This window comes from Hyperthermus butylicus DSM 5456 (genome assembly GCF_000015145.1).
Classification (GTDB): Archaea; Thermoproteota; Thermoprotei_A; order Sulfolobales; family Pyrodictiaceae; genus Hyperthermus; species Hyperthermus butylicus.
On sequence record NC_008818.1, the window covers coordinates 165977 to 182770 of the forward strand.

Below are 16794 nucleotides of genomic sequence, written 5' to 3' on the forward strand. Positions count from 1 at the left end.
GTTCGCCCGGTTAAGGGCCGGGCTAAACTATAACAGTGGTTAATGTTGGATCAAAGGGGGCGGGCCATGGCGCAGCTAGAGCTTCCAGGCATGCTCGCCAGGGAGGCTGGCACCCGTGAAGGGTACAGGCTCGTGGAACTCTACATAGGCCCCCAGCACCCGGCTTCTGGTCATATGAGGCTTATAGTCTACCTTGACGGCGACCGGATCGTGCGTGTTGATCCCGACATAGGCTACGTGCACCGCACAATGGAGAAGCTCTCCGAGATCCGGGAATGGGTTCGTATTGTAGGCCTTGTAGAGAGGATGACAATTATAGATTCATGTAATGTGACTCTCCCCTTCGTCGAGGCTGTAGAGAAGCTCCTTGGAATAGAGCCTCCGCCGCGTGCAAGGTACCTCCGCACGATTCTCTGTGAGGTAAACCGTATCGCGAGCCACCTCTATGGCCTCGGCCTCGGCGGCATATTCTTAAACCACTCAACAATGTTCATGTGGGCATTTGGCGATCGTGAGGTCTTCATCCATCTCGCAACACTGCTCACTGGTGCAAGGCTAACCCATACCTATGCGATACCTGGAGGTGTGCGGCGCGACCTCCCCCAGGTCTTTCGGGATGAGTTTGAGAAGGCCAAGAGGTATATGCTTCGAAGGCTAAAGGAGTACGAGGATATATTCGTCAAGAACCCAGTTGTGAGGGGAAGGCTGGAGAACGTTGGTGTCCTACCAAAGCACAAGGCGATAGAGCTAGGCGTTACGGGACCAAACCTCCGTGCCAGCGGCGTGGTATATGATGCAAGGCTTACAGGCTACGCAGCCTACAGTGAGCTGGACTTTACACCCGTCGTAGGCGAGGCTGGCGACGCGCTTGAGAGGATACTAGTCCGCGTAGAGGAGATAAAGGTAAGCCTAGACCTCATAGAGCAGGCGCTTAAGAGGCTCCCGGAGGGCCCGTTCTTCCACGAGCGCTTCGCCAAGATGGTTCCACCGAACATGAAGCACTGGTTTGAAAAGGGCCGCGTCAAGCTCCCTGGCGGCTATGTGAGGCTACGCCCAGCGCGCGGCGAGATACTGACAAGGGCCGAGATGGGTCACGGCGAGATAACATACTACATTGTGAGCAAGGGTGAGTTTAAGCCCTACAGAGTCCGCATTATAACACCGAGCTTCCGTAATGTCATACTCTTCATGACCCTCCCCGTCGGCCATACATTGATGGATCTACCCGCAATATATGGTAGCATCGACTACTTCCCACCCGAGTCGGACAGGTAGCAGGGAATAGAGGTGAGGTAGGCCGTGCTCGTGGACACCCTCGCGTCAGCATTGCATCTCCCCACGTGGCTGGTAAGGGGGGTACTCGCTCCACTCGTTTACCCAGGCCTCGCAGCGATAGGTGTAGTAGCGCTCTTCATACTCTGGGCAGAGCGTAAGATAGCTGCCCGTGTCCAGATGCGCGTTGGCCCCTACTATGTGTCGCCACAGGCTGGCACGGCGCACTCCAGCTGCTGGCAGACGGCGTGCGCTTCATGTTCCAGGAGATAATAGTGCCCTTTGAGACTGAGAGGCTAGCATTTGCAGCGGCACCCATACTAGCCTTCACGATAGCAGTGCTGCCTCTAACAGTCATACCTGGCGGTCCAGGAGTCTACGGGTTCACAAGCCCATACAGCATGTTGATAGCGTATGCACTACTCTCCCTGACAAGCATAGTCATACTCGTCATGGGGTGGGCTGCCTCCAACAAGTTCACACTCATAGGTGCGGGCCGCGAAATACTCACAGCTATAGCTGGCGAGGTTGTACTTCTAGCCTCGATCCTACCCACTGCGCTAATGTATGGCACGCTAGACATCAACGAGGCCGTAAGGGCGCAGATGGAGACTGGCATCATAGGCCTAGTAGCTAACCCTGTGGCTGCGCTCCTCTACTTCCTCGCAGCAATGCTGATAACCGATAGGATACCCTTCGACCTTGTGCTAGGCGAGCAGGAGATCGTGAATGGGCCCTACACCGAGTACAGTGGGTTCCTCTACGTGCTATCCATGGCGCTCGACTATGCCAAGCTTTACGCGCTAATGATGCTATTCACCGACCTCTTCCTAGGCGGCTGGGCTCCATTCACTGGCGAGATCACTGGCAGCTTGGCGGTGTTCCTCAAGACGGTGGTGGTAATGCTCATAGCAGTATTCCTACGCTCGGTCTACGGTAGGATGAGGCTAGACAAGATGGTCTCAATGTTCTGGGGCCGCTTCATGCCCCTAGCCTTTGCCGCCCTCATACTTGCAGTATTCGTGCGCTCGCTCTATCTCGGCTAAGTATGGGAAGTAGCGGAGGTGTAGGCTTGGATGAGCCAGAGCGGGCAACCCGGAGCCGGGCAGACGGCAAGCAGTGGTGTTAGGGTCCGCAGGGTTAGTAGGCCAAAGGCCGGCATAGTGTCGGGCCACGTCTCGGCGATCTCTGCGGCCCTGCGTAGAGCGTCGAAGAAACCCATGACGCTAATGTACCCCACGGTGGAGGAGGAGAAGCCACAGCTCTTCAGGGGCTTCATACTCTACGACTACGACAAGTGCATAGGCTGCAGCTTGTGCGCCCAGATATGCCCAGCCAGGGCTATCAAGATGTATCGTGTCCCGGGCGACAAGAGGCTAAGACCCGGCTACGACGTTGGGCGCTGCATATACTGTGGCCTCTGCACAGACATATGCCCAACAGATGCCCTCATCCTTAGCGACCGGTTCGACCACGTATTCGAGAAGCTTGAGGACATGATTTTCGATCCGATAGATTGGGCTCAGATCTCCAAGAAGATTAGGGAGGAGAAGCCCACGAGGAAGAGGGTTAGAACACTCGTAGATGAGGAGGTGGGTCTCCGGTATGAGCCTATCGGCTAGCCTTGAGAGTGTTCTCTACTACTCTGTACTGCTCGGCTCGCTAGCTACAGTGGCAGTGGGCTCCATAGCAGCAGTAAGGGCTAGGAAGACCATCTACAGCATACTTGGCCTCGTGACTCTTGCTTTAGGCGTCTCAGCAGTATTTGCGCTCCACGGCTACACCTACCTGGCAGTATTCATCCTAGCCATCTACGTCGGTGCCGGCGTGACACTCATAGCACTCGTAGTAATGGTGACAGGGTACTACCGCATACCTGTACAGCACAGCCCTGCAAAACTCCTGCTAGCATTCATAGCTGCTGCAGCTCTCCAGGCCCCAGTGCTAGTCTACGGTGCAGCTCACAACGGGCCGGAGGCAGTAATGGTTGACCTTCGCAGTGTTGCAGCGGACATGTTCAAGTGTAAGATATGCATAGTGGTGATAATCATTACCATCGCCTCGGTGCTGGTAGAGGCGATTGCTATAGCGAGGGGCGAGGCCCGCAAGTCCTCGCAGGTGGAAGGTAAACCCACCCATAGCGTCTAGTTTTAAGAGGCTGGCATAGCTGTGTGAGGGGGTGGTGGAGCCGTGGCATGCGGGTTGTCGTTGGCTGACGTGGCGGTCTTTCTTGCGGCACTGGTAGCGTCTGCTATGGGTATATACGGGGCTATAACAGCGAGGAACGTTATAAGGCTACTTGTATCCATAGAGATCATATTCAACTCTGTGTTGCTCGAGGTCGCCTATATAGGGTTCCTCTCGGGTCTCAGTGTCGGGTTTTACTCTCTACTCGTCACGGTTATTGCCCTAACCATAGCCGAGATAGCCATAGTTATCGCGCTCACCGTGCTCGCGTTTAGGAAAAAGCAGAGCCTGGATATGGAGTCCATGACCGAGGCGAGGGGGTGAGCCGTGGTGGCCAGCGGAGTGGAGACAGTTACCCTTAGCGCTCCTCTGCTCTGGCTGGCAGTGGCAGCCCCAATAGCAGCTGGCATTGTAAGCGGCTTCGCTGGCCGCAGCATCAGCGCTAAGGGCCACACAGCGCTAGCTACAGTGTCGTGGCTTGTATCGCTGCTACTCCTATTCCCAGCCCTAGGCCACGCACTCGCAGGCAGGGTTGTAGTCGACCCATTTTACGGGGAGGTGCCAGGCCTAGGTGTATTCGCCCTGTTCATGGATGCGGTGTCAGCCATACTGGCGCTGAGCGTTGTGCTGGTAAGCCTCATCATAGCAGTGTATAGTAGGCCATACATGGAGCACCGCTTTGAGGAACTCGGCGGCGGGAGCTGGGGCACCTACTTCCTACTATACCAGCTATTCACAGCCGGCATGCTGGGCGCAGTACTAGCCAGTAACACTATCCTCTTCTACCTCTTCCTAGAGCTCACCTTAATACCAAGTGGCCTCCTCATAGCGCTATACGGGTATGGGGATCGGCTGAGGGTAGCCCTCCTATACCTAGTCTGGACCCACGTCGGCACACTGCTGTACCTGCTCGGCGTATTCATCTCCGGGGCCTACGACATCTACGTGCCTGATACCGGCTACACAGTGGCAGCATTCACTGGACTACTGCCGCTAGCACTGATAATTGTTGGGCTCGGCGTAAAGATGGCTATGGCTGGCATACACTTCTGGCTCCCCTACGCCCACGCAGAAGCACCAACACCAGTCTCAGCACTACTATCCCCACTCTTCATCGGCGTTGGTGGCTATGCGTTATTCCGCGTTGGCGTAGGCATGTTCCAGGCTGACTGGGCCACGCTACGCCCCATACTGTTCGCCTGGGCGGTAGCGACAATGCTCTACGGTGGCTTCCTTGTGCTGGTACAGCAGGATGTCAAGAGGCTCTTCGCCTACAGCAGTATATCCCAGATGGGCTACATTATGCTCGGACTCTCCGTAGCAAACCCCGAGGCTGAGGCAGGAGCAATACTCCACTACATGTCCCACGCGCTGGGCAAGGCAATCCTCTTCGGCGTCGCCGGTGTCTTCATCGTGGCGCTCGGCACGAGGAATATCAGGGAGATGGGTGGCCTCCTAGGCGTGATGCCCTACACCGGCAGCATAGCCCTGACAGGCTTCATGCTCATCTCGGGGCTACCGCCAACCCTCGGTATGTGGAGCGAGGTGCTCCTAGTATTCGGCTACGCCAAGTGGGCAATGGGTCTCGGGCTAGGACTCTTCCTGCTAACAGCTGCTCTCGTGGCAGCAGCCATGTCGCTCACCGTTGTCTACAGTTTCCAGACCTTCCGCCTCGTATTCCTCGGCCGCCGTGGCCCGGCAGCCGAGCGGGGCGGGGAGAGCCACGCATCCAGCCTCATAGCCCCCTTGTTGGCCCTCGCGGTTCTCGGTGTCACCCTGTTTGTTGCTGCGGGTGTACTCGTGGATCCACTCGTAGACTTCCTAAGGGTGGTGTATGGCTAGGGGGTGATGCCTAATGGTTGAGCCTGGCGTTGCAGCTCTCGTGGCGGTGTTCGCGGAGTATGCCGCGGCACTTGTAGCCCTACTGCTGGGTGCTGCTGGAGCCCGGTGGCGTGGCATAGCGTGGACCGGTGTTGCCGGCGCAGCAGTATCAATGGTTGCTTCGTGGCTGGCGTTCCTCGGCGGCGAGGGTAGGCTGGAGTACGAGTGGGTTAGGAGCCTGGGCGTAGCCTTTAGCCTCGACGTGGACCTACTAGCAGCCATCATGGGTGTTGTTGTCGCCACGCTGAGCTTCCTAATAGCAGTCTACAGCGTCGAGTATATCGGTGAGTGGGGTGCGCCCAGGTACTGGTTCTTCTACAGCTTCTTCGTTGCCAGCATGCTATTGCTAGTCTACGCTGGCGACATGATAACACTGTTCATAGGCTGGGAGGGCACTGGGCTTTCGAGCTGGGCGCTGATAGGCTTCTACTACGATGAGAGGGAGGAGGCGTGGGTTGGCGATCCTGGCCGTGTAGCGCTAGGCGTGCCGATGTGGTTTACTCCGACCCATAGCGGGCTGAGGGCGATAGTGTTTACGAGGCTCGGCGATATGGGTATGCTGATAGGCATGGGTATGGTGTACGCCATTATAGGTACTACCAGCATAGCAGCAATGGCAGTTGCTATGAACAGTGTAGCGCTCAACATGTATGTTAAGGGCGTACTGGCTGCATGGGTGATACTATTCTACCTTGGCGCGCTGGCTAAGAGCGCACAGTTCCCCTTCCACGAGTGGCTTGTAACGGCAATGACAGGCCCAACATCGGTATCAGCGCTAATACATGCTGCGACAATGGTGAAGGCTGGCGTCTACTTTGCGCTGCGTTTCACCCCGTTCATAGCGCCGGCGCTGTTCTGGGTTGGCGCCGGGATAGCTTCGATGAAGGCACTTGCGTGGCTAGCACTCCTAACAGCCTTCGCCACGGCGACAATGGCGATTGTAGCTAGGGAGCTGAAGCTCATACTAGCGTTCTCGACGGCTAGCCAGCTATCCTACATGCTCGGCGCTGTCTTCGCAGCAGCGGCTGCAGGAGACCCGGCACTGGGCAGCCTCGGCGGCCTAGCTCATCTAGTGTCACATGCAGTGTTCAAGGCAGCACTATTCCTCGGTGCTGGCGCGATAATACATGCTGTCCACAGCAGATACATAACCGACATGGGCGGCCTACGCCGCCACATGCCCTACACGTTCGCCGCAATGCTACTGGCTGGCGCTAGCCTGGCGGCACTGCCACCGTTCTCGGGCTGGTGGAGCAAGGACCTAGCAGTAAGGGCTATAGCTAGCCTTGGAGGCTTCGCCGAGGCAGTGGCGCTGCTGACAGCTGTTATCACGGCCGCGTACACGTTCAGAATGATATACTACGTGTTCTTTGGCGAGCCTCGGTTCCACGGCGAGCACGTCCACGAGGCTCCAGGGCTTATGCTCGGCCCCTACCTGGTGCTCGGCCTAGCAGCCCTCGGCCTAGGCGCAGTGTGGCCCTGGGTGGAGCATTACTTCGCGGAGGCCAGCGGCGCGGGCCACGTGGGCATGGAGCTGGCGACGGTGCTGTGGGGCACTCTGGCCGCCCTAGCTGGCACCTCAACAGTAGCACTCTACTTTGCCGGCATGCTGAAGCCAAACAGGCCCATTGTGAGCCCGGTTGAGAGAGCAATTCACGACTTCCTATACGACCGCTGGTACGTAAACGCTATCATCTACAAGCTGATAGTCTATCCAGGCGCTAGCCTTGCCAGGGCCCTATGGGGGCTGGAGAAGCTGCTCGACACCGGCCTACATGTTGTGTTGCCAAGTGCCGCGGAGGCTGTTAGCACCGGGCTTCGGAGGAGGTTACAGTCGGGCGACCTACGCCTATACCTTGCGCTATTCGCCGTTGGACTTGCTTTAGCCCTACTCCTTGCCCTTGCTTTTTCACCAGCCCAACTCCATGTTGGTAGCTAGCAGTGACGCGTGTTGGCCGGGTGAGAGGCCATGGCGGTGGTTGAGCTGCTCGTGGGCGACTACGGGTTTGCCCTAGGCGTAGGCCTCTACGCTGCAGCAGCGCTGGCAGCACCGCTGCTCGGTGTGAGAGCTTCAAAGTACATGTTCGGCTTGGCGGCACTCTGGGGGCTAATCTACGGCTTCCTAGTACTCGGCCAGACCCTTCCAGGCGGTGTAGTCTCAGCATTCTCGGGCTACATTGTGCTTGATAGCTTCTCGGCATTCCTCGAGACCGGCGCGGCGCTGGTACTGCTGCTCGCAGCGATAGGCTTGTCGGGGCTAGTGGATGGCTGGAGTAGCGGCGAAGCCTTCTACGCCGCGATGGGCCTCATGGCGCTTGGTATACATGTGCTTGCCGGGGCAGGCGTGCTGCAGCTCGTCTACGCGGCCTGGGTGCTAGCAGCAATAACCAGCTATGTACTCGTAGCCCTCCGCAGGGATCGTATAGCAGCGGAGGCAGCGCTAAAGTATGCTGCTACGGGCGCCATAGCTACGGTAGTCCTGCTGCTCGGCATAACCCTGGCCTACCAGGCCTATGAGGGCTACGCCCTCGGTCCAGCTGTTGTTGCGGGCGGCGCTACTGCCGTGCTCGCCTTCGCCTTCATAGTCTCGGCAGCAGGGTTCAAGATAGGTATCGTCCCGTTCCAGGCGTGGATGCCAGACGTCTACGGCAACTCGGACCCCGCAGTAGTCTCAGTAATCGCCTCAATAGCTAAGATAGCCTCCGTGCTTATACTCGTCAGGCTCATAGCGCCTCTAGCATCTCTGCAGCCCGAAACCCTCTTTGACACAGTGGCTGTGCTAGCAGCTATAACCATGCTCTACGGCAACATAGGCGCCTTGGCAACGGTGAGGGATTCCCCACAGAAGACCCTGGCCTATAGCAGCATAGCCCAGGCAGGCTATCTCGCAGCTGCAGTCGCGGCCCTGGCGAGGCTGCCGGGCGCAGAGAACCAGGCTGCCATTGCAGGCCTAGCATTGCACACCCTGGCCTATGCGCTCTCCAAGCTAGCAGCATTCCAGGCCCTAGCAGCAGCTGGCTGCGGCAGTAACAGCTGTGGCTGGGCAGCGCTCAGGGGCCTGGTGCGTCGCAGCCCCGCCACAGCATTCGCACTAGTAGTAGCAATGGCAAGCCTCGCTGGTATACCGGTGACGCTTGGATTCTGGGGTAAGCTCTACATCTTCCTTGCAGTGGCGAGTATAAGCTGGCCACTAGCACTCTTCATGCTGGCGAACTTCGGCATAGCAATATTCTACTATGGCTATGTGATATACCAGGCGCTACTAGCGCCCGAGACCGGAAAAACAATGGAAACCGTGGCTGGAGCTGAGGTGCGTGGAAACACGGACATTGCAGCGACTGCAGCGGCGCTGCTGCTGGTACTGCTGGGCCTGGTGGCCTGGCAGTTCTACAGTCTCACAGTCTACCCGTACCCCTAAACGGCTCCTCTACCTTTCTGCCTCCTCTTTTTCGCGTAGCTGGCCATGAACCCTACTATTGCTGGGTAGTCCTCCTCCCCGTAGCCCTCCCCGGCCATGAGCGCATAGTATGCTGCAACGGCTGCCGCCAGGTGTCCGGGGAGCCCGGCATCCTGTAGAGCCTCAGCAGCATACCTCGCATCCTTCCCGGCGAGGCGGGCTGCAAAGCTGGCTGGGTGGCCTAGCCTGAACCGCTCGCCGTATCGCTCAGCTATGCTTCCAAGCCAGGTCTTCGAGATGATCCTCCCGAGGAACTCGTCGAAGCTAATCCCATAGGCCTCTACGAGGGCTGCAGCCTCCGCGAAGCCTGCTACCACCGAGAGGAACAGCGTGTTGAAGGCCAGCTTTGCAGCCGTGGCGGCGGGGGGCTCTCCAACCCATACAGTCTCGCCTAGAGCTTTGAGGCGCTGGCAGACGCTCTCCCCCCTCTTGGAGCCGCAGAGTACTACGAGCCGGCCAGCCCTCGCGGCGGAGGGGCCTCCGAGAACTGGGGCCTCCACGTAGGTGCCACCGGCGCGCTCTACAAGCTCTAGCGCCAGCATAGTGTGGCGGGGGGTTACGGTGGTGTGGTTATAGACGAGCCTCCCCCCTAGATTAATAGATGTGATTCCCGTGGGCCCCGCTATGACGCTCATTGAGGCCTCATCGTCAGACACCACGATGTGTACGGCGTTACACTTCTCTGCAGCCCCAGCCGGAGACCCAGCAACTTCCGCGTCAAGCCTAGCTGCGAGCTCTTCAGCCCGGCTCCTCGTACGGTTCCATACAACCAGTCTGAAGCCCCTATCGTGTAGCCTCTCGGCAATAGCCGAGCCCATCCTGCCAAGACCTAAAACCGCTGCACACTGCTCCAAGGCGTCCCGGCCTCCCCACCTTCTAGGCCCCTGGGTGCCCCATACTCTTATTCCCCTTAGCTAGATATTCAAGCTATACCACATATTTCCACAAGCCGTAAACTGGTGTTTAAGACGTATGTTATCGCGCGTTAAGTTACTTTCGTTTATTTCACGCGCAACGATTAAATATAGTAGGCGTTCTTAGAGCATATATACGGTGAGGTGTGCAGTGGCACGCCTCCCCAGCTGGCTTGACTGGAAACTCACAGCAATCATAGTGCTGGTTGTTGTAGGTGTTGCAGCGGTACACCTAGCTGTATCTCAGCCCAGCGGCACCGGGATACACTACGAGCCTAAGCCGGTAGAGGTGGTAGACCACACAGAGATCTTTAAGGAGCACAATATAACCAAGTATGAAGGCTCTAAGACTTGTATGGAGTGCCACTATGACGAGGTCATAGAGGTGTTCCACTCCGCCCACTATCAGATGGCTGTGATACAGAACGACATAGCGGGTTACGCCGAGGTACTCTACGGCGGCAAGTACGCCTACAATGACTTCTGTGGCGCCATATTCTGGCGTGGCGAGGTACCAATCAACTATATCGGCAAGGCGGTGCTAAAGGCACCACCGCCGGGCTATGAGAAGCTAGAGGGCAAATTCATAGCTAGCGGTTGCAGCATGTGCCACGGTGTCAGCCTTGGACTCCCACCAGAGCCAGAGATGACCAGGGAGCAGCTGGAGAACATAGACTGTCTAGTCTGCCACTCAACGATCTACCGTGGAGGCCCTATAGGTGTTAAGCAGGGCTTCCGCATCCTATACAAGGATGAGCTGGGCCGCTGGCGCTACATGCCAAACCCCAATATAAGCATTGACACGCTAGCAAAGTCGATCGTGGAGACGCCGACGAAGGAGGCCTGCCTTGCCTGCCACGCGTTTTCCGGTGGAGGCCCAGGCTTCAAGCGGCCCAACCTAGACCCAAGCCTCATGGGCAACGTTGACGAGAGCATCGACGTGCACCTTGCTAGGGGTATGAACTGCGTGGACTGCCACCATGCTGAGGACCACAAGTTCCCGACGAAGAGTGCTGACACCTGGTTCCGCGAGGATGGCGAGGTGCCCGAGTGTACTGACTGCCACGGCGAGAAACCACACATGGGCCTCGAGGGCTGGATTATCAACAGGTTCCATCATAGGGTGGCGTGCCAGACCTGCCACATACCATACATAGCCCGTAACGAGACCTACCCGACCGACGTTGCTAGGGACTGGAGAGAGGCGGAGTTCAAGCCTGAGGCAGCCAGGTACGAGCCAAAGATAACCCTTGAGAGCTACGTTGTCCCCGTGTACCGCTGGTACAATGGCACTAGGAAGGTCTACGTCTATCCGAACCCTGTGGAGCCCGACGAGGAGGGCCGTATAATCTACGTGGAGCCGCTAGGCTCTAGAGATGACCCCAACTCGAAGATATACCCGTTCAAGCTCCACATAGCAGTAGTGCCCTATGATAGCATACACAAGGTCCCAGTACCAATAAAGGTCGGCATAGTATTCGCTACCGGCAACGTTGAGGCGGCAATAAAGGCTGGTGCGGCAGCTGCAGGCCTCAACTGGACCGGCGACTACGTAACACTTGTACGCTACATGCAGGTAAACCATGGCGTGGCACCTAAGGAGGAGGCGCTGGGCTGCTTCAGCTGTCACGGCCCAACGATAAGGAGGATGCCGTGGCCAGAGCTAGGCTATGGACGCCTACCAGAGATAGCGTTCATAAGCATCTCAGCACTACTGGTGGCGATCATCGTTGGCATAGCCTACCTCGTATACCGCAGGCTGAGAAGGTAATGGCAGTAATGGTGGATGCGGCATAGTGTTTTTATGCTAGAGCTTCGCTTCACACGTAGTTGCAACGTATTTTTCTTCTAGCGTCTCCTCAATCCTTAGCCTTTCTTTACCTCCTCTATGAAGAGTTCTAGCAGCCCAACAGGGTCGCGTGCTCCTGCAGCTCCTAGCCGTACCCATACCACTAGGCCGTCGCGGCACCAGAACGCGTGTAGGCTTCCGTCGTGCTTATTCATCGTCAGATAGACTAGTGTGTCTCCAAAGCTATGGGGTATTGGGGCGGTGTAGGGTAGCTCTGTCTCGTACTCCCTCATTTTCTCGGCCATAGACGCCGCTATGGGGCATGCGTTGCTGTCGACGTAGGAGGCCCAGAGTATCGTGCCGTCAGTATATATTGCAACCAGGGCATCATCAACATCTATCTTCTCCGGGCTCCAGTGAAGCCCCCGAATCATCTCTACAGCCTCGCTACCCGTTGCAAGCCTTGCGACATGATAGCCCCCGGGCAGTGTCTCCGGGTAGTCTATCCCTCCCCCTTCGTCATGGTGCGTATAGGCTGCGAGAACAGTTATGGCTAGGACTATGGCTAGGAGGGGAAAGAGTAGTCTTAGGCTGAGCATTCTCAAGCTCTTGTCTCACCGCCCACCGGGGCTAGCTTGCAGTTCCTCGTTTTGACCCGTTTTATCTCGTCTAGGAACTGCTTAGCGTCACGCTCGCTGTAGGCTACAAGGATTATCCGTGGGGGCAGCTTCCCGCCGGAGCCCAGGAACTCGTCCAGGGCCTCCATTATGGCTTCTAGGCTCTCCCTCGCGGTGAGACCCCCAACCCCAGCACCCATAGCTGGGAGGGCTAGGCAGCCCACGTTGAGCTTCTCCGCCTCCCTAAGCGCCGCCAGCACAGCCTTCACAACCTTGCCCTGCGTGGTTCTCATCGCGGGCCTCTCCATAGTGGGAGCATGGATGATATACTTGATCCTGGGCTCTAGCCTACCAGCACCCGTGTGTATAGCCTCGCCCACCGGCACGGGGGCCTTGCGCCTAGCCTCCTCCTCGACCTCGGGCCCGGCAGCGCGGCGCAGCGCGCCCGCGACACCACCGCCCATTATCATGAGGCTGTTAGCCGGGTTCACCACGGCCTCGCACTCGGCCTCAGTGATATCACCACGGGCTATCTCGACCACGACACCGTTACACCTGTACTCGGCTAGCTTTTCGAGCGGCAAGCCTCCCGCACCGTATCCCTAGTCTAGCCATGTGTTCGGCTCTTAACAGTCTCTAGCAGCTGGCTAGCCCACCAGAGTATCCGCTCACAGTGGCCCGGAGAGCCCGCCCCCTCCCTCCAAGCAACCAGCGCGGCGATACCTGCATAGAACGCGTCCATGAACACCTTGTTTTCCCGCCCAGCCTCCTCTGAGAGCCTCACATAATCCCGCAGGCCCCTAGGCAGCTTAGAGCCTAGGAGCACAGCGTGCGCATCAAGGGCTAGCAGGATGCTGCTCCAAACCCTGCGGCAAGCCTCACCATACTTCCCAGCCTCCACAAGCCTCCCAGCGTGGTCCAGCAAGGTCTCAGCAGCACGCACGAGTATGCGCGGCCTCTCCTCCTCCGGCGCAAGCCGGAGAAGAAGCTGAACCGTCAACGCTTCCGGTGTACTCCCCCTCTGCTCAGCCTCCCTCTCAAGAAGCTCCACAAGCTCGCTCGGGAGAAAACCAGTAGACAAACCAGCACACCACCAGAAAGTGTAAGGAGGAGTTGCACGCAGATATAACCCTTAGTGTCTCCAGGCTAGGCCTCTACCGGAACAAGCGTGGCAACGGTACTATAGTAACGTGCGGTACTAGGGGCGCAGGGAAAAGGTAAGGTAAGGTATGCGGTAGCCGCGCTGTTCTTAAAATATGGCTGTGCTACGCGGCTAGTTACGCGGCGTCTTGGGGTATAAGGCTGGCTTTGCCGCCGGCTTTGGAGCAGCATTCATTGTTTTCGGCATAGTCCTATTCTATGTTGCAGCAGTCGTGGAGGCGGAAGTAGAGCAGTGGCGTGACGATAGACGAGCATTCTACAATATAACACATAGCGTTGCATACGAGGCGGGCCCAATGGCTCTTGACTCGCTGGAAAACATGCTCGTAGAACTCCATAGAAGTGAGGTGGTCTCAAAAGTGTTCTCAGCTCTCGACATAGACTTGTCACTACATGGTTAAACAGATAGACAGCATCCGCTCTACAATGCTTGAGATGCGCCATAAATCAGAGGAGATACTATACTATACGTCGAGCCTGCCCGAGGACCTCAAGAGAATAGCTATGATCGTACTCGCTGCTGGCCTTGTGGTAGGAGCCTCGGGGGCGATAGCAGAAACCGTAATCAGAGCTAGAAAGCACTCCTAGCCCGCTTTCACTTCATAGGCTACCCAGTTTTCTCGCAGTGCTACCCGGCTGTGTTCTATATAGTGTTAGCCATGCGCCGGTAACTGTGAGGAGGAGCCCCGGTAGACTAGCTGGTGGCGGAGGCTCATCCAGTAGCAGCCATGCGAGGAGGCTTGCCCCGTAGGGTTCGAGGAGGGCGATGCTGGTAACCACTGCGGTGGGATAGAAGGCTAGCGCGTAGTTGAGCATTGTGTGGCCGAGAAGCATGGGGACAAGGCCTAGGGCTATAAGGTATGGTATACTCCCGCGGGGCGGGCTCCAAGCCTTAACCCCTGCTGCAGCAGCATATACAGCGACGGCCAGGAAGGCAGCAGTATAGACAACAGCTGTGTACTCGAGTGTAGAGACGCCACGTACACGCAGCCTCCTACCAAGCAGGAAGTAGGCAGTAGCAGCTACGGCAGCGGAGAATGCCATCAAGGCCCCCAGCATGGTAGCTCCAGCCCAGGGGGTAGATAGGATAGCCACGCCCGAGAAACCCAGAACAACACCTAGAACCATGCGTGGAGTAGCACTACGCTCAACCAGAGCCTCATAGGCAGCAGCGATCACCGGGTACGATACAACAATACCTGTCGAAGAAGCAACACTGGCATGGCGCAAACTCTCAAGCCACAGGGCTAGGTGGGCAGCGAGCAGAACCCCCGCTGGGAGACTACGAACGGCAACAGAGCTGCGAGGCAAACGCCCAACAATAGCAGACGCGGCAAGTGTGACAAGGCTTCCAACGAGGAGCCTCCACCAAGCAGCGGTAACACCGTCAACTCCAGCAAGTCGTGCCAAGGGGGCAGCAGTAGAGATACCAAACAATGCCACCAGCAGAGCAGCCCACGGCGCCAGCAAAACCCAGCCCAAACCCGCCTAGAAGGAATCACACAGCATTATTAGGGTATTAGCCATATACCGCATCTCCTGGATGGCTATGGAGGCTCTAAGAGGTGTTGGCGGAGCATATGGTATCAACAGTGTTGCTGAGGCATCCAAGGCTATTATAGAGAGGCGAGGCTGAATAGAGGGAAGGAAACTGGCAATCGACGAGATAGTACTCCTACTCCCTGACCTGGCTCGCAGCAAGATATGGAGCCTAGGAGAGGAGTTGTGGAGGGTCAATCCGGGGAATAGGGGATGTGAGAAGACGGGCTGCCCCAGGGATAGAGGGACGGCCTAGGGAGCGGAGCCGGCCATGAACACTACCAGTCTCCTAAGCCGTGGCGCTAGCCGTCTAAGGCTTGCAGTGCTCATCCAGTTAGCGGGGTATACGGGGCTAGTACTCGCCATCAACCTCTACAATATGCATGTTGAGGACCTGGCGAAGAAGGGCATAATTCTGATCACGGGCCAAGGCGTAGGATGGGTCTTCGCCTTCGAAACCATATCGTTCATCATCGGGCTAGCCTCATACTTTGCTAGTCCTTGACGGGTTCCGCGACCTTGAAGCATACAGGCCGGGAGTCTTCAGGGTGGGGATAGCAGCTGCATACACGCTACTCGCCTCGCTAGCAGTGACAGTCACGGGCCTAGCAGTCCTCTGGCTCTCCGAGGCCACGGGAGTGGCGGGATTTGAACATATTGGATGTTGGATAACAGCCTTCACACACATAGGCCAGCCAGCGGGAACAGCCCTAATGTATGCTGGGCTATGGAGACTTGGCAGTATAGTCCAGGTAGACGCTCTGAAGGCGGCAGCAGTGGCATGGATAACCGGTGTGACACTCACACTGCTAGACGTGGTTACCGTTGGAGCATTCCTGCTGGCAGCGGCCTACCTGCTCGCCGTGCTAGGCCTAACAATAGCGTCAAAGAGCGCCAGCATAGGCTAGTACACGGGCCCATCCAAGACCATCAGGTGAGGGGAATGAAATGCTCCAGGAGGATGAGGCTGTCGATGATGTGGTCTGGGAGAGTATCCAGGGGCGGGCCCTGGAACAGTACCGGGGCAACTACGTGGTTATCGCTGGCGGTGAGGTGCAAGGGGTCTATGACACCCTTGAGGAGGTAGTGCAGCGTACATGTGAGCCGTGGACGATAGGACGCAGCTGCATCTTGTTGGTAGGGCTCGGCATGGACAACACCAGCTGTGGTGAGGGAGAGTAGCTCGGGGAAGCATGGAGAGGACAGCGTATAGTAGTGCTGGGCCTGCGTTAGTAGCGTCCGCGAGTCCTATCCCGTGCTACGGCTTCGGCTCTACAGTGTGGCCCTCAGGGAGTACGGGGTTGTAGTGTTCCAGGTTGGCGCTGGCTATGAGGGCCAGTTAATGCTGCCCCGTGGCAACCACTGGTTCCTCATGGTGGGGGAGCTGCCTCGGAGCCCGTGGCGCGCATATGGCAGCCCAGCCAGCATGGCAGCTGTGAAGGTTGCACACGCAGTAGTCGAGGTTGCTGGTAGGCGGCTGGAGACGTATGTAGAATCGCCGCTCCATTGTGGGGGCATGCGCCTGGCTGGCAGGGAGCTGCTCAACATGCTCAAATTGCTCCTCGACGGGCCGGCCGGGAGGACATGCATACAGCTCGGCTAGATGCTGGCCAGCGCATCCACGGGTGGACTGGTGCATCAACTCGTGTACGCCCACGTATACTCTAGCCAGGCGCTAAAAGGTTAGAGGAGGATAGTACACGGCTGTCCCGCTAGGGGAGCTAGCCCGGAGAGACCGGCCACGCATGGCTACGCGGCGAGAGGTATCATCCACGGCCACGGCTAACAGGTACGCATAGCTGCTTATCTCGGCTTGCAGCCGTGGAACCTGTTCGCGGAGCCTGATACGCAGCTCCTGGTGCAGCCTAGCTAGCCCCCCAGGGCCAGCGGGCGATAGCCGCGCCACGCGGGGTAACACTCATTGTGATGGTTTACCTGTCAGCTTCGAGGCAATGGTAGTAACACAGCGGTTAATAT

The 16794-nt window shown here is 57.5% G+C and carries 21 protein-coding genes; 16 read left to right on the forward strand and 5 right to left on the reverse strand.

Going from position 1 to position 16794, the window contains the following annotated elements; translation table 11 throughout:
* Positions 1-66: 66 nt before the first annotated feature.
* From HBUT_RS00950 to HBUT_RS00985, 9 genes are read left to right on the forward strand one after another with little or no spacing between them, the layout of a single operon-like run.
* Positions 67-1275, forward strand: a complete 1209-nt coding sequence (locus tag HBUT_RS00950; RefSeq protein ID WP_011821374.1) for an NADH-quinone oxidoreductase subunit D — start codon at positions 67-69, stop codon at positions 1273-1275.
* A gap of 24 nt (positions 1276-1299) precedes the next feature.
* The gene (locus HBUT_RS09955) at positions 1300-1545 is read left to right on the forward strand and encodes an NADH-quinone oxidoreductase subunit H (RefSeq protein ID WP_052287728.1); all 246 of its coding nucleotides are present in this window, start codon (positions 1300-1302) and stop codon (positions 1543-1545) included.
* Positions 1530-2318 (forward strand): complex I subunit 1/NuoH family protein, encoded by a 789-nt coding sequence (locus HBUT_RS00955; RefSeq protein ID WP_011821375.1) that lies wholly within the window; start codon positions 1530-1532, stop codon positions 2316-2318. Before HBUT_RS09955 ends, HBUT_RS00955 begins: the two co-directional genes overlap by 16 nt.
* A 30-nt stretch (positions 2319-2348) precedes the next feature.
* Positions 2349-2894: a NuoI/complex I 23 kDa subunit family protein gene (locus HBUT_RS00960; protein WP_011821376.1), complete on the forward strand. Its 546-nt coding sequence runs from the start codon at positions 2349-2351 to the stop codon at positions 2892-2894.
* Positions 2878-3420 (forward strand): NADH-quinone oxidoreductase subunit J, encoded by a 543-nt coding sequence (locus tag HBUT_RS00965; RefSeq protein ID WP_011821377.1) that lies wholly within the window; start codon positions 2878-2880, stop codon positions 3418-3420. Before HBUT_RS00960 ends, HBUT_RS00965 begins: the two co-directional genes overlap by 17 nt.
* Positions 3421-3462: 42 nt before the next feature.
* Complete coding sequence (locus tag HBUT_RS00970) at positions 3463-3783, forward strand: NADH-quinone oxidoreductase subunit NuoK (RefSeq protein ID WP_153801341.1); 321 nt, start codon at positions 3463-3465, stop codon at positions 3781-3783.
* 6 nt (positions 3784-3789) lie between these two features.
* Positions 3790-5301 carry a complex I subunit 5 family protein gene (locus HBUT_RS00975; protein ID WP_011821379.1) on the forward strand — a complete coding sequence of 504 codons (1512 nt, stop codon included), beginning with the start codon at positions 3790-3792 and terminating at the stop codon, positions 5299-5301.
* 13 nt (positions 5302-5314) lie between these two features.
* Positions 5315-7279, forward strand: coding sequence for an NADH-quinone oxidoreductase subunit 5 family protein (locus HBUT_RS00980; RefSeq protein ID WP_011821380.1), 1965 nt, complete (start codon positions 5315-5317; stop codon positions 7277-7279).
* A gap of 30 nt (positions 7280-7309) precedes the next feature.
* Positions 7310-8758: an NADH-quinone oxidoreductase subunit N gene (locus HBUT_RS00985; RefSeq protein ID WP_011821381.1), complete on the forward strand. Its 1449-nt coding sequence runs from the start codon at positions 7310-7312 to the stop codon at positions 8756-8758.
* Here HBUT_RS00985 and HBUT_RS00990 read toward each other — a convergent pair.
* Entirely contained in the window at positions 8755-9651 is an 897-nt protein-coding gene (locus tag HBUT_RS00990; protein ID WP_011821382.1) for an NAD(P)-dependent oxidoreductase, read from the reverse strand. The two genes, HBUT_RS00985 and HBUT_RS00990, sit on opposite strands and share 4 nt — an antisense overlap.
* Before the next feature lie 211 nt (positions 9652-9862).
* On the opposite strand from HBUT_RS00990, the gene HBUT_RS00995 reads away from it, so the two are divergent.
* Positions 9863-11482: a cytochrome c3 family protein gene (locus HBUT_RS00995; RefSeq protein ID WP_011821383.1), complete on the forward strand. Its 1620-nt coding sequence runs from the start codon at positions 9863-9865 to the stop codon at positions 11480-11482.
* Between the two features lie 95 nt (positions 11483-11577).
* Here HBUT_RS00995 and HBUT_RS01000 read toward each other — a convergent pair whose 3' ends face one another.
* The 3 genes from HBUT_RS01000 to HBUT_RS01010 are packed head-to-tail and all read right to left on the reverse strand — an operon-like array spanning position 11578 to position 13198.
* Complete coding sequence (locus HBUT_RS01000) at positions 11578-12105, reverse strand: hypothetical protein (RefSeq protein ID WP_011821384.1); 528 nt, start codon at positions 12103-12105, stop codon at positions 11578-11580.
* On the reverse strand, positions 12102-12701 hold the full coding sequence (locus HBUT_RS01005; RefSeq protein ID WP_011821385.1) for a macro domain-containing protein: 600 nt from the start codon (positions 12699-12701) through the stop codon (positions 12102-12104). Before HBUT_RS01005 ends, HBUT_RS01000 begins: the two co-directional genes overlap by 4 nt.
* 23 nt (positions 12702-12724) lie before the next feature.
* Positions 12725-13198, reverse strand: coding sequence for a hypothetical protein (locus HBUT_RS01010; protein ID WP_011821386.1), 474 nt, complete (start codon positions 13196-13198; stop codon positions 12725-12727).
* A gap of 208 nt (positions 13199-13406) precedes the next feature.
* Between HBUT_RS01010 and HBUT_RS01015 the strand changes: the two genes are divergently transcribed.
* Both HBUT_RS01015 and HBUT_RS09410 read left to right on the forward strand, forming a co-directional pair.
* Positions 13407-13679, forward strand: coding sequence for a hypothetical protein (locus tag HBUT_RS01015; RefSeq protein ID WP_011821387.1), 273 nt, complete (start codon positions 13407-13409; stop codon positions 13677-13679).
* Entirely contained in the window at positions 13672-13866 is a 195-nt protein-coding gene (locus HBUT_RS09410; RefSeq protein ID WP_153801342.1) for a hypothetical protein, read from the forward strand. The genes HBUT_RS01015 and HBUT_RS09410 overlap by 8 nt, the downstream gene beginning before the upstream one ends.
* Before the next feature lie 12 nt (positions 13867-13878).
* Here the strand turns inward: HBUT_RS09410 and HBUT_RS01020 are convergent, their stop codons facing one another.
* Positions 13879-14760: a DMT family transporter gene (locus tag HBUT_RS01020; protein WP_338034150.1), complete on the reverse strand. Its 882-nt coding sequence runs from the start codon at positions 14758-14760 to the stop codon at positions 13879-13881.
* 328 nt (positions 14761-15088) lie between these two features.
* Here HBUT_RS01020 and HBUT_RS01025 point away from each other — a divergent pair, with 328 nt between their 5' ends.
* From HBUT_RS01025 to HBUT_RS01040, 4 genes are all read left to right on the forward strand, one after another.
* Positions 15089-15322, forward strand: coding sequence for a hypothetical protein (locus HBUT_RS01025; RefSeq protein WP_048061361.1), 234 nt, complete (start codon positions 15089-15091; stop codon positions 15320-15322).
* Positions 15309-15725 (forward strand): hypothetical protein, encoded by a 417-nt coding sequence (locus tag HBUT_RS01030; protein WP_011821389.1) that lies wholly within the window; start codon positions 15309-15311, stop codon positions 15723-15725. Before HBUT_RS01025 ends, HBUT_RS01030 begins: the two co-directional genes overlap by 14 nt.
* Positions 15726-15765: 40 nt before the next feature.
* Entirely contained in the window at positions 15766-15999 is a 234-nt protein-coding gene (locus HBUT_RS01035; RefSeq protein WP_048061362.1) for a hypothetical protein, read from the forward strand.
* A 73-nt stretch (positions 16000-16072) separates the two neighbouring features.
* Entirely contained in the window at positions 16073-16420 is a 348-nt protein-coding gene (locus tag HBUT_RS01040) for a hypothetical protein (RefSeq protein WP_011821390.1), read from the forward strand.
* Positions 16421-16794: the final 374 nt, after the last annotated feature.

Coding starts and splice junctions, on each gene's coding strand:
- HBUT_RS00950 (WP_011821374.1), top strand. CDS start 67: ATGGCGCAGCTAGAGCTTCCAGGCATGCTCGCCAGGGAGGCTGGCACC.
- HBUT_RS00955 (WP_011821375.1), top strand. CDS start 1,530: ATGTTCCAGGAGATAATAGTGCCCTTTGAGACTGAGAGGCTAGCATTT.
- HBUT_RS01025 (WP_048061361.1), top strand. CDS start 15,089: ATGAACACTACCAGTCTCCTAAGCCGTGGCGCTAGCCGTCTAAGGCTT.
- HBUT_RS09410 (WP_153801342.1), top strand. CDS start 13,672: ATGGTTAAACAGATAGACAGCATCCGCTCTACAATGCTTGAGATGCGC.
- HBUT_RS00965 (WP_011821377.1), top strand. CDS start 2,878: ATGAGCCTATCGGCTAGCCTTGAGAGTGTTCTCTACTACTCTGTACTG.
- HBUT_RS01035 (WP_048061362.1), top strand. CDS start 15,766: ATGCTCCAGGAGGATGAGGCTGTCGATGATGTGGTCTGGGAGAGTATC.
- HBUT_RS00980 (WP_011821380.1), top strand. CDS start 5,315: ATGGTTGAGCCTGGCGTTGCAGCTCTCGTGGCGGTGTTCGCGGAGTAT.
- HBUT_RS00960 (WP_011821376.1), top strand. CDS start 2,349: ATGAGCCAGAGCGGGCAACCCGGAGCCGGGCAGACGGCAAGCAGTGGT.
- HBUT_RS00985 (WP_011821381.1), top strand. CDS start 7,310: ATGGCGGTGGTTGAGCTGCTCGTGGGCGACTACGGGTTTGCCCTAGGC.